The organism is Mesorhizobium sp. 1B3 (genome assembly GCF_050958605.1).
Taxonomy (GTDB): domain Bacteria; phylum Pseudomonadota; class Alphaproteobacteria; order Rhizobiales; family Rhizobiaceae.
This window is the reverse complement of sequence record NZ_JBJHDO010000001.1, coordinates 969,280-983,558: the sequence shown is the minus strand read 5'-3', so window position 1 is coordinate 983,558 and position 14,279 is coordinate 969,280. Positions and strand designations below refer to the sequence as shown.

At 62.0% G+C, this 14,279-nt stretch carries 12 protein-coding genes and 1 tRNA gene; 9 read left to right on the top strand and 4 right to left on the bottom strand.

Annotated elements, in window-relative coordinates; genetic code table 11:
• The first annotated feature begins 22 nt into the window (after positions 1-22).
• Positions 23-1,486, top strand: coding sequence for a betaine-aldehyde dehydrogenase (gene betB, locus ACCO56_RS04635; protein WP_433638070.1), 1,464 nt, complete (start codon positions 23-25; stop codon positions 1,484-1,486).
• A 28-nt stretch (positions 1,487-1,514) separates the two neighbouring features.
• On the opposite strand, the gene ACCO56_RS04630 is transcribed toward betB, so the two are convergent.
• On the bottom strand, positions 1,515-3,758 hold the full coding sequence (locus ACCO56_RS04630) for a mannose-1-phosphate guanylyltransferase/mannose-6-phosphate isomerase (RefSeq protein ID WP_433638067.1): 2,244 nt from the start codon (positions 3,756-3,758) through the stop codon (positions 1,515-1,517).
• A 292-nt stretch (positions 3,759-4,050) separates the two neighbouring features.
• Here ACCO56_RS04630 and ACCO56_RS04625 point away from each other — a divergent pair.
• A tRNA-Pro gene (locus tag ACCO56_RS04625) sits at positions 4,051-4,127 on the top strand.
• A gap of 147 nt (positions 4,128-4,274) precedes the next feature.
• Here ACCO56_RS04625 and ACCO56_RS04620 read toward each other — a convergent pair.
• Positions 4,275-4,646: a nuclear transport factor 2 family protein gene (locus ACCO56_RS04620; RefSeq protein ID WP_433638064.1), complete on the bottom strand. Its 372-nt coding sequence runs from the start codon at positions 4,644-4,646 to the stop codon at positions 4,275-4,277.
• Between the two features lie 232 nt (positions 4,647-4,878).
• Here ACCO56_RS04620 and ACCO56_RS04615 point away from each other — a divergent pair, with 232 nt between their 5' ends.
• The 7 genes from ACCO56_RS04615 to ACCO56_RS04585 all read left to right on the top strand — a co-directional run bounded on the left by ACCO56_RS04615 (position 4,879) and on the right by ACCO56_RS04585 (position 10,970).
• Positions 4,879-6,171, top strand: coding sequence for an ABC transporter substrate-binding protein (locus ACCO56_RS04615; protein WP_433638061.1), 1,293 nt, complete (start codon positions 4,879-4,881; stop codon positions 6,169-6,171).
• A 61-nt stretch (positions 6,172-6,232) separates the two neighbouring features.
• On the top strand, positions 6,233-7,129 hold the full coding sequence (locus ACCO56_RS04610; RefSeq protein ID WP_433638059.1) for a carbohydrate ABC transporter permease: 897 nt from the start codon (positions 6,233-6,235) through the stop codon (positions 7,127-7,129).
• Complete coding sequence (locus ACCO56_RS04605; protein ID WP_433638056.1) at positions 7,126-7,971, top strand: carbohydrate ABC transporter permease; 846 nt, start codon at positions 7,126-7,128, stop codon at positions 7,969-7,971. Before ACCO56_RS04610 ends, ACCO56_RS04605 begins: the two co-directional genes overlap by 4 nt.
• Positions 7,968-8,843: an ROK family protein gene (locus ACCO56_RS04600; RefSeq protein WP_433638053.1), complete on the top strand. Its 876-nt coding sequence runs from the start codon at positions 7,968-7,970 to the stop codon at positions 8,841-8,843. Before ACCO56_RS04605 ends, ACCO56_RS04600 begins: the two co-directional genes overlap by 4 nt.
• Positions 8,840-9,586, top strand: a complete 747-nt coding sequence (locus ACCO56_RS04595; RefSeq protein WP_433638051.1) for a GntR family transcriptional regulator — start codon at positions 8,840-8,842, stop codon at positions 9,584-9,586. The genes ACCO56_RS04600 and ACCO56_RS04595 overlap by 4 nt, the downstream gene beginning before the upstream one ends.
• 26 nt (positions 9,587-9,612) lie before the next feature.
• On the top strand, positions 9,613-10,407 hold the full coding sequence (locus tag ACCO56_RS04590) for a sugar isomerase domain-containing protein (RefSeq protein ID WP_433638048.1): 795 nt from the start codon (positions 9,613-9,615) through the stop codon (positions 10,405-10,407).
• A gap of 407 nt (positions 10,408-10,814) precedes the next feature.
• On the top strand, positions 10,815-10,970 hold the full coding sequence (locus ACCO56_RS04585) for a hypothetical protein (RefSeq protein ID WP_433638046.1): 156 nt from the start codon (positions 10,815-10,817) through the stop codon (positions 10,968-10,970).
• Positions 10,971-11,087: 117 nt separating this feature from the next.
• Here ACCO56_RS04585 and otsA read toward each other — a convergent pair whose 3' ends face one another.
• Together otsA and ACCO56_RS04575 are read right to left on the bottom strand one after the other, a co-directional pair.
• Positions 11,088-12,476: an alpha,alpha-trehalose-phosphate synthase (UDP-forming) gene (otsA, locus tag ACCO56_RS04580; protein WP_433638044.1), complete on the bottom strand. Its 1,389-nt coding sequence runs from the start codon at positions 12,474-12,476 to the stop codon at positions 11,088-11,090.
• Complete coding sequence (locus ACCO56_RS04575) at positions 12,473-14,272, bottom strand: glycoside hydrolase family 15 protein (protein WP_433638041.1); 1,800 nt, start codon at positions 14,270-14,272, stop codon at positions 12,473-12,475. The genes otsA and ACCO56_RS04575 overlap by 4 nt, the downstream gene beginning before the upstream one ends.
• Positions 14,273-14,279 lie beyond the last annotated feature (7 nt).

The following is a 14,279-nucleotide window of genomic DNA, read 5'->3' as shown; positions in this document are numbered from 1 at the left end:
CAGAAGACACCCGGAGGCGAGCATGAAAGCCCAGCCCACTGCATCGCACTATATCAATGGTCGCTATGTCGACGATGATCAGGGGGCGGCCCTCCCGGTCATCTATCCTGCCACGGGCGAAACGATCGCCAGGCTTCATGCCGCCACCACCAACGTCATCGAACTCGCCGTCGAGGCCGCGCGTGCCGCCCAGCCCGCCTGGGCCCAGATGAAACCGGCCGAACGCGGCCGCGTCCTGCGCCGCGCGGCCGATCTGCTTCGCGCACGCAATGCCGAGCTCGCACGGCTGGAGACGCTCGACACCGGCAAGGCGATACAGGAAACGCTCGTCGCCGACCCGGCTTCGGCGGCGGACGCTCTGGAATTCTTCGGCGGCGCGGTGGCCACCTTCAATGGCGACTATGTCGATCTTGGCGGATCCTTCGCCTATACGCGCCGCGAAGCGCTGGGCGTTTGCGTTGGGATCGGGGCGTGGAACTATCCCATCCAGGGCGCTGCGTGGAAATCGGCGCCGGCGCTGGCCATGGGCAACGCCATGGTGTTCAAGCCATCGGAGAACACGCCGCTTTCGGCGTTGGCACTCGCCGAGATCTATACGGAAGCCGGCTTGCCCGACGGCCTCTTCAACGTGGTGCAGGGCTATGGCGACGTCGGCGCTGCCCTCGCTTCGCATCCCCTGGTGGCGAAGGTGTCGTTGACCGGCTCGGTGCCGACCGGCAAGAAGGTCCTGGCGCTCGCCGGCTCCCACATGAAACACGCCACGATGGAACTCGGCGGCAAGTCGCCCCTCATCATCTTCGATGACGCCGACATAGAGAATGCCGTGGGTGGCGCCATGATGGGCAATTTCTATTCGACAGGTCAGGTCTGCTCCAACGGCACCCGGGTCTTTGTCCAGAACGGCATCTACGAGCGTTTTCTCGACCGGCTGACGGCACGCACCAAGGCGATCCGCATTGGCGACCCGCTCGATCCCGAAACGCAGATGGGTCCGCTGATCAACAAGGCACAGCAGGAGAAGGTGACCGGCTACATCGAAATCGGCAAGCAGGAAGGCGCCACGCTGCATTGCGGCGGAGGCATCCCCTCCCTCCAGGGATTCGAGAACGGCTTCTTCATCGAACCGACGATCTTCACCGGCGTAACCGACACCATGCGCATCGCACGCGAGGAGATCTTCGGACCGGTGATGAGCGTATTGACTTTCTCGGAAGAGGACGAGGTGATCGCCCGCGCCAATAACAGCGAGTTCGGGCTGTCCGCGGGCGTGTTCAGTCGCGACCTGCCGCGCGCGCATCGCGTCGCAGGGGAGCTTCAGGCCGGAAGCTGCTGGATCAACAACTACAATCTGACGCCGGTGGAAATCCCATTCGGTGGGGTCAAGCAGTCCGGCATCGGGCGAGAGAACTCTCTCGCCGCCCTGCACCATTACTCGCAGCTCAAGACCGTCTATGTCGAGACGGGTGACGTGGCGAGCCCCTATTGAGGGCTCGCATGCCGGATTGGACAATGATCTAGCGAGCTTCTTTTGCCGTCGCGTCGAGATACTGGGTCAAGGCGCAGACGAGATGATAAAAGATGCTCGCCGGAACCTCGGCCGCCACGGAGCGTCCTTTCTCGTCGATACGGTCGATCCAGAGACCAAGGGGGGCCGGATCGATATGCCAGCGGAAGAGCCGAGCGACTCGCGCCTCTATTTCCGGCTTGAGGTCCGGACCGCCGGTTCCGTCCAGCGCAATTGCCGCCTTGATCGCTTCGCTCTGCGGCCAGCTTCGCGACACACGGTCAAGAGGGATGCCCTGGCGCGAGACCGCCATATAGGCAAGCCCGGTAGCGCGGTTGAGACCGTTGGCGATGGCTGAAGCGTAAAGCTTGCGTGCGAACCGGACGATGTCGGTCTGACCACTCGCGTCTGCGAAATCGACGAGCAACGACGCCCATTCGAAATGGTGGCCTGGCTCGGTCCAATCACCCTTTTCGCCGGCGGCCGGCCGCCAGGAGTCATCGAAATACTCGCCCAGCGTCCAGCTTTCCGAGTCGAAAAAATACGATCTGAAGAGGTCCACGATGCGCGCTGCACGGCGCAGGTGGGCCCGCTCACCAGTCACCTCGTGCCAGGCCAGGAACGCCTCGAGCAGATGCATATGCGGGTTGGTACGCCTCAGGCTCTCGCCTTCGCGCGTTTCCCGGAAGCCCGCCAGCCGGACGTCCTCCATATGGTCGTCGAGGAAGCAGAAGGTTTCCTGTCCCAGACGCAACGCGTCGGGATGCCCGGCACGGTGTGCGTGAGCCAGCGCAAGCAACACGCAGGCATGGTCGTATGCGTCCTCGACAGGGTCGGCGACCGAGCCATCGATGTTGAGCGTCCGCACCCAACCGCCCTGGTCGGTTCTTCCCTTCGACGCAATGAAGTCGATGCCATGCGCGATCAGGCGATCCGCCGGCCCTGTCCATCCCCTCTCCTTGGCGACGGCGAAAGCGTAGATCTGGCGCGCCATGGTGCGCATACGCTTCGGCTTGTGCAGGGGCGTGGCGTCAAAGCCGAGTGCTTCATGAAAGCCGCCATATTGTTCATCGACGCCGGCTGAAGACCACAGAGGCAAGGTCTCGTCGAACAGCCAATGTCCGACTCGCTTACGCCAGGCCCCTCCTTCCAGGACGCGGTCAGGCGCCGGAGTGAACTTCGTTTCCAGCCGGCCGCTCCGTTCCAGCTGCTCCACGATCTTCTTGACGTTCTGGCTGTGGCTGACCGGCGCGACGAAAGTCGCGTCGGCTGTCGAAACCACGGCCACGTCCTGGAGACCGATGACCGAGAGCAGTCTGCCGTCGCTGCGAAAATACGAATTCTCGCAGTCGATGGCGATGACGTCGCCCATGACGACATTGCCGTCCTTGTCCGACGGGCTCACATCCAGGAGCGACTGCCAGGATCCCAGATCGTTCCAGCGGAAGCAGGCCGGCACCATGGCGATGTCGGAGAGACGCTCCGCAATCGCGTAGTCGATCGATGTCGACGGAATCCGCTCATAGGCGTCGAGCGGCAAATATGTGCCGGAGAGATCCTTCGCCGCCGCGCGGTACGCCGCCTCCGAGCTTTGCCAGATATCCGGCTGGAATTCCTCGAAGGCCGCGCGCATTGCGCTTGCACGGAACAGGAAGATACCCGCGTTCCAAAAGAAATTCCCGGCCTCGAGATAGGCCTGCGCACGCTCAAAGTCCGGCTTCTCGACGAAACGCAGGACATCGGCGACGTCGTTCTCCGGCCGTACGGAAGCCTCGATATAGCCGTATCCTGTTTCGGGCTGGGTCGGCTTGATCCCGAAAACGACCAGGCGACCGGCCTTCGCTGCCGGAACGCCCTGTTCGATCGTCCGCCAGAACTGGTCGTCGGTCGTGATCTCATGGTCGGACGGCACGACCAGCACCAGCGAGTCACCGAAACTCCCCAGCGCGTGGAGCGTCGCAATTGCCACGGCGGCGGCGGTGTTCCGCCCAATCGGCTCGAAGATCGCTCCGCCTGTCGCGAGATCGACGGCCGCAAGATCGCCGTTCACGCGCTCGGCATGACGCTCGGATGCGATAACGAAGATCGGTGCTTCACCGTCGGTGCGAGCCTTCAGCCTCCGCAGCGTCTTCATCAGCATCGAGCCATTGCCCGAAAAATCGTGGAACTGCTTTGGATTGTCCTCGCGTGAAAGGGGCCAAAGGCGAGAGCCAACCCCGCCGCTCATTACGAAACTAGCGATCCGTTCCGTCATGTCCCCTGCCAGTCCCTCCTTAGTCTTCATATGCGAGGCAAGCCTACTTAACTTTATTGAATAAGCGGGCACGCCAGATCTCAACTACGAGGCACGCCATATCTTGGGGACCGCATCTGACACAAGGGCTTTGCGGTGACAGTATGGCGCAAAGAGCGGGAATCCACGATCAACGTTGTCATTCCGTGGCGAGTAAGGGGATAAGCGGAAGTGAAAAATGTCCACGAACAAAAGATAGCGTTGGCGCTTGCAGGAATGATCGACGGCAGTTATAAGCGCGCCCGTCTGGTCACGGAGTGTAGCGCAGTCTGGTAGCGCACATCGTTCGGGACGATGGGGTCGCAGGTTCAAATCCTGCCACTCCGACCAGAGAAATCAAATAGATAGCTTCCCGACCTACACCCTTCCGCCTGAACCCGGAATACCTGGGCTGGCTTGTCATCCAATTGTCGCGCAGCCTCTGACACAGGAGGCTGAACCTAGTGGCGGCGCTCGCCGCGACGTAGGTTTCTCATCTCATTCCAGAATTTTCCAGTACGAGTCCTTCCGGATCACCTTTCCGTCGCGAAACGTGTAGAAATCGCAACCTCGGACCTCCACCCTAGTGCCGTCGCGATTAGTGCCTGTGAGGGTCCACTTTGAGATTCCCGTTTCGGAAGCCAAATCCACGAAGTGCTCGTCGTTACCGTAGTGGACGTCGGGAAGGCCTTCAAACCGTGTTGACAGCGCTGCTCGGACATTCCGTCGGCCCTCGAAACGTGAGCCCCATGGCTTGCTCCCTCTCGGCATCTCCAAGACACAGTCTTCGGCGAAGAGCGCCATGATACGATCCAGATCGTGCGCGTTGAAGGCCGCGCATAGCTCTGTCAGCGTCGATCGAATATCCATCGCTCCCCTCCGTCCAGTCATAACTCATGTTTTGTTGATGCGCGCTTGAGGTCAAGGCTTCGGACCTTGCCTTCGTGTTCGGCGATGCTTTTGACGATCGAAATTCCTTAGAGCACATCCGAATAGCTCGTCTCGACAACTGGAGTTGTGCTCGACCATTGCCACAGACGTTATGTTGTTATAACCATTCCCATGGGCGCCTATGGAGGTGGCTGCTCTTGGGAGGACAATCATGCGAATATGGAACCTGAAATACGCGCTCGCGGCTATGGTCATGCTGCCTGGCACGGCGCTCGCCGATGCGGTCAGCCTGTCATATTTGACGCATTGGGCGCCGGAAACCGTGGCCAAGCTCGAGGAAGCGGCACGCAACTATTCGTCGAGCCAGCCTGACGTCACCATCACCATCCAGGCAGTGCCTTTCGGCGATCTGCTCACGACGATTCGCTCGCAGGGCGGCGCAGGTGGACCGACGATTGCCAGCATCTACGACCTGTGGCTTCCGGAGCTCGTCCGCGACAAGCTTGTCGCTCCCGCGCCCGACGCGGTCTCCTCGGAAGTAAAGTCCGGCTGGCCAAGCGGCGTCGCTTCCGCGGCGACGGTCGACGGCAAGGTCTATGGCATCCCCAACGAGATCAACGTCTATGCGCTGAACTACAACAAAGCCCTTTTCGCGGAGGCCGGCATTTCGTCGCCGCCCAAGACATGGGACGAACTCAAGAATGCCGCGGCCAAGCTCACGAAGAAGGACGGAGACAAGGTCACACAGCAAGGCTTCGGACTGATCAATTCGTGGGCCGCGGGCGTGGTGCACCCCTTCGCGTCGCTATTGGTCTCCAATGGCGGCCAACTCGTCGCCGAGGGCAAACCCGCCCTCGACAGCAAGGCAGCCGGCGAAACCTTCGCGCTCTATGAGGAGATGGTGAAGCAAGGCTACACCGACCCGGCCATGGGAACCGCCGACGCCAACACGACTGGGCCATTCCTCGACAATTTCGTGTCGGGCAAGACCGGCATGATCATCATGGCCAACTGGTGGGAAAGTGCTCTCAAGGCCGGCATGGGCGACAAGTTCAAGGATATCGCCACAGCGCCGATCCCGATCGGACCGAGCGGCGACACCGCACGTTCGATCTCCTACTCCTGGATGACCGTCGTCAACGCCGGCGCAAGTGAGGAAGAGCAGAAGGCGGCCTGGGATTTCCTCGCCTGGCTGAACGGCAAGGATTCCGGCCAGAATGGCGCGTCGGCCATGTCGGACATACTGATGTCGATGGGCATCCTGCCGTCGCGGACGTCCGACGTCGAGGTGCACCAGGCAAAGCTCGGTGGTGAATTCCTGAAAGGTTACGTCGATACGCTCGGCAACGCTCAGGCGTTCCCGGTGGTGCTCGGCGGACAGGAGTTTTCCGAGGCGCTGCAGCAGGTGATCGAGTCGCTGGAATACGGCAAGGTCACTGCCGCCGAGGCCCAGGCCAACGCCCAGGCCGACGCCGCTTCGATCCTCGAGCGCGCCGCGCAATAACAAGACCTGATGCGAGCAGCGGAGGCGGCCTCTGCCGCATCCGCTGGCGCTGGACGACTTCATGGCCAAGGTAGACAAGAAATCCGTTTGGGTGATGCTCACGCCGGCGGTCGGACTGATCGGCGTGTTCATTCTCGTTCCGATGGCGCTCACGGTTTGGCTGTCGTTCCACACCTGGTCGGCCCAAACGGGATTCGAGACGGCCCGCTTCGTCGGCCTCAGGAATTATCAAGACATATTCGGACCGATCTCGGTCGGTCGCGACTTCAAGCAGGCGCTTCTGAACACGGCGATCTATACCGCGCTTTCCGTGGCGATGATCCTGCCGCTTTCGGTCGTGCTTGGTCTGCTCGTCTATCAGAAGCGCGTCGCCGGCGGCGAAACCCTGCGGGCGATCCTTTTCTCGACCTATATGGTTCCGATGATCGCGGTGGCGTTGGTCTGGTCGAAGCTCTACTCGCCGACCGAGGGTCCGATCAACCAGATCCTCGGCTGGCTGAGCCTGCCTCCGCAGCCTTGGCTCTCCTCCCCCGATACCGCTCTGGTCTCTGTCGTCCTGCTCAATGTCTGGCAGCAGGTCGGCTATTTCACGGTGCTCGTGGTGGCGGGGCTCACACAGATATCGCCATCGATCTACGAGGCGGCCAAGATCGACGGCGCCAATCCGCTGCAGGAATTCTTCAGGATCACGCTGCCGCTGCTCAGGCGCACGCTGCTGTTCAGCGCGGTCATCGCCATCATCAACGCCGTCCAGGTCTTCGAACCGGTCGCCTTGATCACCCAAGGCGGTCCGGCCGGATCGACCAATGTGCTCACCTTTCACATCCGCCGCGTCGGCATCGAGCGGGCGCAGGGCGGGCTAGGTTCGGCGATGGCCGTGACGCTGATGCTGGCCTTGATCGTCATCATCGTGGCGCTGTTCGCGTTCGCCCGCCGGGCCAAGGGAGACGAGGAATGAGGCCCTATGCCGGACGGAAACGGCGGGCGGACGGATTGCTGTTCCTGCTGATCATCTTGGTGGCGGTGGTCGCGGCTTTTCCGCTGCTGTGGATGGTGCTGTCCAGCTTCAAGACACCGGCCGAGACCATGCAAACGCCTCCGGTGTGGCTTCCGCGCACGCCAAGCTTCGACGCCTATCGCGACGTAGCCGGCGTCATCAGCGCCGGCCGATCCTTCATGAACTCCGCCATCATCGCGACCACGACAACGCTCGGCATCGTCGTGACCAGCCTGATGGCCGGTTATGCCTTCGCCAAATACCGGTTTGCCGGCCGCAATCTTCTCTTCGCGGTCATGATCGCCACCATGTTCCTCCCGCCGATCGTGACGCTTATTCCGCTCTACCGGATTGTCACCTCCATGGGCATGAACGGCAGCCTGATCGGCGTCATAGTTCCGAACCTCGCCAATGCCTTCGGCATCTTTCTGATGCGCCAGTTCATCGCCGGCGTGCCGGACGACCTGATCGACGCGGCGCGGATCGACGGCGCTTCGGAGCTGCGCATCGTCTTCTGGATCGTGGCACCGGCAATCATACCGGCAATCGCGGCGTTGATCTTGTTCGCCTTCGTCTACCATTGGAATACTTACTTGTGGCCGCTGACAATCCTGCAGGGCGCCAGCGACGACTATCCGATCGTCATCAGCCTGAGCCGCCTGCTGAGCTACAATCGCGGGGCGCTCAACACCAACCTGGTGATGGCCGGCGCCACTCTCGCCGTGTTGCCGCCACTCGTCATGTTCGTGTTCCTGCAGCGTTTCTTCGTCGACAGCATCGTCGGCTCGGGGGTGAAGGGATGAGCCGAGCGCTGGCAATAGATCTCGGCGGTACAAATCTGCGTGCCGGACTTTCCGATCTCGCGGCGCCGCACAATATCGAGAAGATCGGACATTGGCCGGCGCCGGCCGATCGGGCCCACTTCGAAGAGTTCATCAAAAAACTGATGGACGCCCATGCAATATCCCGGATCGGCATCGCGGTTCCGGGACTTGCGATCGGCACGACATGCGTATGGATACCCAATCTCCCCTATCTCGACGGGCTGGATCTCGCCACGGTGTTTCCAGGCAGTTCCATCGCACTCGGCAATGACGCACAATTCGCGCTCCTTGCCGAGGCGAGCGCGGGCGCTGCCAAGGGGCTGAGCGATGTCATCCTGCTCGCGATCGGCACGGGCATCGGCTCGGCGGTTCTCTCGTCTTCGCGCATCGTCCCGGGCGCCCATGGCGGGGCGGTGTCCTTCGGTTGGGCTTCTGGCGATCCCGCCGACATTGGCGATGACCGGGACGGGTGGCTGGAGCGGAACGCATCGGGCAGAGCTCTCGACAGGCTGGCGATTAAGGCCGGCCTCGAGAGCGGAGCGGCCCTCATCGCGGAGGCGCGAATGGGCGACCGCAAGTCCCGCCAGTTACTCGACCAGGCAGCAGCCGCACTGGGAACCGCGCTTGCCGGCGCCGTCGCCCTGCTCGATCCGCAGCGTGTTCTCATCAGCGGCGGGGTAGCCGAGGCGTTCGACGTGCTGGAAGCTGCCGTGCTTTCGGCGCTTCGCCGTCAATTGCCGCCGCATCTGCGAGGCATCACGCTCGCTCCGGCTGCCTTCGGCACCGGAGCGAGCCTTGCCGGCGCGAGCATTGCCGCGTTCAAAGGGAAGGACTGGGAGAAGGTTCGATGACGGAAATCGGCGTTTTCCCGAAACCGGACCGCAAACGCCCGGAGCCGCTGTGGCACCAGGCGGAGCAGGCGCTCCGGTCGCTCATCGCCGACGGCACCTGGACGGATGGCACCCAGATCCCGAATGAAGAGCTTCTCAGCAGGATGCTGGGCGTCAGCCGTATCACGACCCGGCATGCGCTACGCAATCTCGAGGAATCCGGACTGCTCCGGCGAGAGCATGGACGGGGAACTTTCGTCAGAAGCTCCACAATGATCGCCGGGGTGCGAGGATTGACGAGCTTCACCCAGGAAATGGCAAATCTGGGTCTTGTCGTCGGCTCACGGGTGCTGGAATTGGGCGAGGTTTCCGCCATTCCCGAGGTTGCCGACGCGCTCGAAATTCCGATCGGAACGCCGACGGTCAGGCTCCGCCGGGTCCGGCTTGGCAACAAGGCACCGATCGGCATCCAGACCGTTTACATGCCGCTCGCCCGGGTTCCAGGCTTCGTCGAGCTCGCTGAGCCTGCCGCCTCGCTTTACGACACGCTGCGCGACCGCTTTGGCATTACGCCGAGGGAAGCGCGTGAGGTCTTCCGGGTCGGCGCCATCGGGACGGCGGAAGCCGACCTCCTCGAGATCGCCGCGGGAAGTCCGGTCTTCATGGTCGAGCGCATCACCTCGGACGCGATAGGTCCCTTCGAGTACACCGTTTCGACGATGCGGGGCGACCGCTACGAAATCCGCTCCAAGCTTCATCTCTGATTGCAACCAGGAAAGTGAGAAACAGCATGTCCTCCCTCTATATCACTCGGCTCCTCAAGCTCGCCGAGGAAGCGGCGGAAAAGAACGAAGCGGCGCTGGAGGCCACGGCCGGCAAGCTTGCCGATACGCTGCAGAATGAAGGGCTCGTCCATCTCTACGGGTCAGGGCATTCGGTGCTGCCTTGCCAGGAGACGTTTCCCCGCTATGGCAGTTATGTCGGTTTCAACCCTCTGACCGATCCGCGTGTCATGTGGCACAATGTGCTCGGCGCCGGCGGCGTGCGGGAGCTGCTTTGGCTGGAGCGCACGGAGAAATACGCCGAGAAGTTCCTCGACCACCAGCCGCTCAACCCCGGCGACAGCATCGTCATCTTCGGTCACAGCGGCCGCAACGCCTCGGGCATCGATGCGGCCCTCTATGCCAAGAAGCGCGGCCTTTTCGTCGTGGCGATCACCAGCACCCACAACCTCGACAAGCCGGCGACGCACTCATCCGGCAAGCGCTTGGCAGATGCCGCCGACGTCGTCATAGACACACGCTCACCGATCGAGGATGCGATCGTGCCGGTCGCTGGCTGGTCGCGACCGGTCGCTGGCTCCTCGACCGTGCTTGCCATGATGCTGATGCATGAGCTGGTCGCCCGCACCGCCACCAAACTCGGCGAACGCGGCGTCGAACTGCCGACCTTCGCCTCGCCGACGATAGCCGGGGTGACGCTGCACGATACCGACGTGATCTACGGCAAATATCGTGAGCGCATGCTCAAGGCCCAGGAGAAGCACCTCGACTTTTTCAAGGATCGCATGCAAGGCGAGGCTTGACCGCGGGTTGCCGCACGCCATTCTGCCGGTGTGCGGCATCCTTTTTACGCCCGTTGAGCCTCGTCAGCGGGTTAGCCGCAACATGCTGTAGCGTCTGTGCCCGGAACCATCGCCGTTCCCCAGTGTTGGGCTGAACCAGCATGGAGAAGCCCGATGTTCCGCCTATTGCTTATGCTTGCCCTCGGATACGCTACCTGGCGCTTGCTGCAAGCACACGAGCGGGCGGAGCCCCAAGCCCTGCTTCCGCGGCCGCGAAGGCCCCGTCGCCAACTTGTCGATCCTGATGTTCCGAGCGAAGCCGGCTGAACGAGAATTCCGCCCAAGGCTACCCGCAAACTATTGACCTGCATCAAAGGCGATCGCGCCGGCATAGGACATGATCGCTCCATCACCAATGGAGCAGACCGATGCCGACCGATACTTTGTGGATCATTGTCGCCATTCTGGCGACGTTCGGATTCTTTGCATTCGCTGTCGTCTGGGCCGATGCGACGTCGAAGCCGCGCCAGCCGTCTCCCTTGCCGCTGCCTGCGCCGCGCGGCCGTGCCATTGAGCGGAACTAGAGTATTTCGCAGCCGACCGGATTCAGTCGGCGTCGCGAGAATGCGGCAAAAATAAAGACCTAAAGCGTGTCACCCGAATCCGATTGCCCGCGACACGCTTCAGGACAAGCCGACCATTCAGCTGACTGCCACCCCCTCTTGCCGTAGCGCATCCAGGAAGTCGCGGCACCATTTCGAAATGTCGTTTTCCAGGAGATGGGGCATCATGCTTTCCCAACGTTCCCGGCGCGCTTCCAGCGGCATGGAGAGCGCCTTGGCAATGGCATTGGCGACGGCTTCGACGTCGTAAGGATTCACGATGATCGCGCCGTCGAGCTGGCGTGCCGATCCCGCAAAGCGCGACAGCACGAGGACGCCGGGATTTTCGGGGGCCTGCGCGGCTACATATTCCTTGGCGACGAGATTCATTCCGTCGCGCAGCGGCGTCACCAGCCCGACTTGCGCCATGCGGTAGATGCCTGCAAGCACCGCCTGGTTGACCGAGCGGTTGACGTAGCGGATCGGCACCCAGTCGAGCGTGCCGTGCCGGCCGTTCACCTGACCGGCAAGCTCGGCGACCTGACGCTGCATGGCCGAATATTGCTGGACTTCCGAACGTGACTTCGGGGTGATCTGAAGCAGCGTGGCTCGGCCTTGGTAGGCGGGATTGGCGGCGATGAACTTGTCGAAGGCTTCGATCCTATGGGTCAGCCCCTTCGAATAATCGAGCCGGTCCACGCCGACGATCAAATCCCGCTCGCGGAAGCTCTTCTCTATCCTGCGGAAGGACACTTTATGGATGGCCTCTTCCGCAAGTTTGGCAAATTGGGCCGTATCGATACCGATCGGGAACACGCCGACGCGGAAGCTGTGGCCATAGGCTTCGAACCTGCCGTCCCCCAAAGCCCGACCGATACCCTCCCGCTCCAGGCAACTTGCGAAGTTCTCGGCATCGAAGCGGGTCTGGAAGCCAAGCAGATCGAAAGCAGTCAGCCCGCGCAGGATGGTATCGTAGACCGGCAGGGCGAAGAACACGTCGGGCGGCGGCCAGGGAATGTGCAGGAAGAAACCGAGGCGGTTTTTTACGCCCATCTGGCGGAGCTCGGCCGCCATCGGGATCAGGTGATAGTCCTGGACCCATATGAGATCGTCATCCTGAAGCAACGGCTGGAGTTGGCGGGCGAAAAATCGGTTGACGCGGAAATAGCCGGCCATGTCCTTGCGGGCATAGTCCGTCAGATCCATCCGGTAATGGCAGAGCGGCCAAAGCACGCTGTTGGCAAAACCCGCATAGTATTCGTCGAGATCGGTCTGACTGAGGTCCGTGAGTGCATAAGTGATGCGACCGGCCTCGTGGAAAACCGGCTTGCCCGGCTCGTGGTCGCCGGTCGACTTGCCAGACCATCCCATCCAGATGCCCCCGCGCTCCGAGAGCGCCGCCTGTATGGCCACGGCCAGTCCGCCTGCCTGTGCCGCTCCCGTGGTAGGGGTTGCCACGCGGTTCGATATCACGACGAGACGGCTCAAAGTACTTCCTCCCAGCGTCGCGATAGCCGCATCGCCGCATTGACCAGACCGACCATGGAATAGCTCTGCGGGAAATTCCCCCAAAGCTCGCCGCTTTCTATGTGAAGACCTTCCGAGAGGAGACCAAGGTGGTTCCGGCGGGCGAGCACGTCGGCGAAGATTTCGCGGGCGTCGTCATCACGCCCGACGCGCGCCAGCGCATCGATCAGCCAGAATGTACAAGCGGTGAAGGCCGTTTCGGGCTCGCCGAAGTCGTCGGGTGCGCGATAGCGATAAAGATGATTGCCGAAGCGGAGCTGCTTTTCGATCGCCTCCAACGTCGCGAGGAAGCGCGGATCGCTTGCCTGGACCAGCCCGATCTCCGGAATGAGAAGCAGGCTGGCGTCGAGATCGCCACCGCCGAAAGTGGACGTGAAATGGCCGAGCCTCTCGTCCCAGGCTCGCTCGAGAATGCCTTCCCGGATCGTTTCGGCTTGGCTGCGCCAATAGGCGGCGCGCTCGGCGATCGAGAGTTTTCCCGCGATCTTGGCCAAGCGATCGCACGCAGCCCAGCACATGAGGCTGGAGTGAGTGTGGACCCCGCTGCGTGTCCGATATTCCCAGAGGCCGGCGTCCGGCTGGTCCCAGCGCTTGACTGCCTGCTCGCCGAGAGGCTCCAGACGGTGCAGAAGCGCTTCCCCTCCCATGTTGGGCAGACGCTCGTCGAAAAAGCTCTGCGTGATGGCGAGGATCACCGAGCCGTAGCCGTCGTTCTGCACTTGCGTATATGCGGCATTGCCCGCCCTGACGGGACCGAAGCAGCGATAACCCGCAAGCGAGTCGAGCGTGCGTTCGTCCACATGGCGCTCGAGGCCGATGCCGAAGAGCGGCTGGAGATACCCATCCGGAGATCCGGCGGCGATATTGGTCACATAGGTCAGATAATCTTCCATCGTTTTTGTCGCGCCGAGCGCATTGAGCGCCTTTACCGTGAAGAAGGCGTCGCGCAGCCAGCAGAAGCGATAATCCCACGTCCGGCCACTCTCCCCATATTCCGGGATCGACGTGGTCAGCGCCGCCATGATTCCTCCGGTCTCCTCGTTGGAGCAAAGCTTCAACGTGATGGCGGAACGGATGACGACATCCTGCCAATCTACCGGAAGCGACAGGTAGCGCACCCATTCGATCCAGTAGTCGCGTGTGGCCTCGAGCGAGCGCTGGGCGAGCGTACCCGGCGCCTCGGCGAGAGTCTCGTCCGGGCCGAGAACGAAGGCATAAGGCCGATCGACCACGAAAGATGTTCGTCGTAGCACGAAATCCACTGGAGCATCCGTTGTCAGGCGCAAAACCTGATCCCCGAGCAGGAAACGGACATGGCTGGAACCGCGCGTCACCGTGGGGATCTGCGCGCCGTAGTCGTAGAGTGGATCGATGGCCACCGATATGCGCGGAGAACCGGCGATCGGCTCAACGATGCGCACAACGGAAACAGGCCGGAAAATTCGGCCGGCGCGTTTGAAACGAGGTGCGAAATCACGGATGCGGAGTCGATTGCCATGCCTGTCGGAAAGGATCGTCTCGAGGATCGCCGTGTTGCGGAGATAGGTCTGCTCCGACGACAGGAAATCGTCGATAGTGATCGACCACTCCCCGCCGGGCACCATGTCTTCACCGTCTCCCCGCAGAAGCCGACAAAAGACCGGATCGCCATCCATTCGGGGCGCGCACATCCAAAGCAGACGCGCGCTGCGGTCAATCAGCGCCGCAACGGCGGCGTTCCCGATCACGCCTAGATCGAGTGACGATTGCAATCTCATCCTGCCC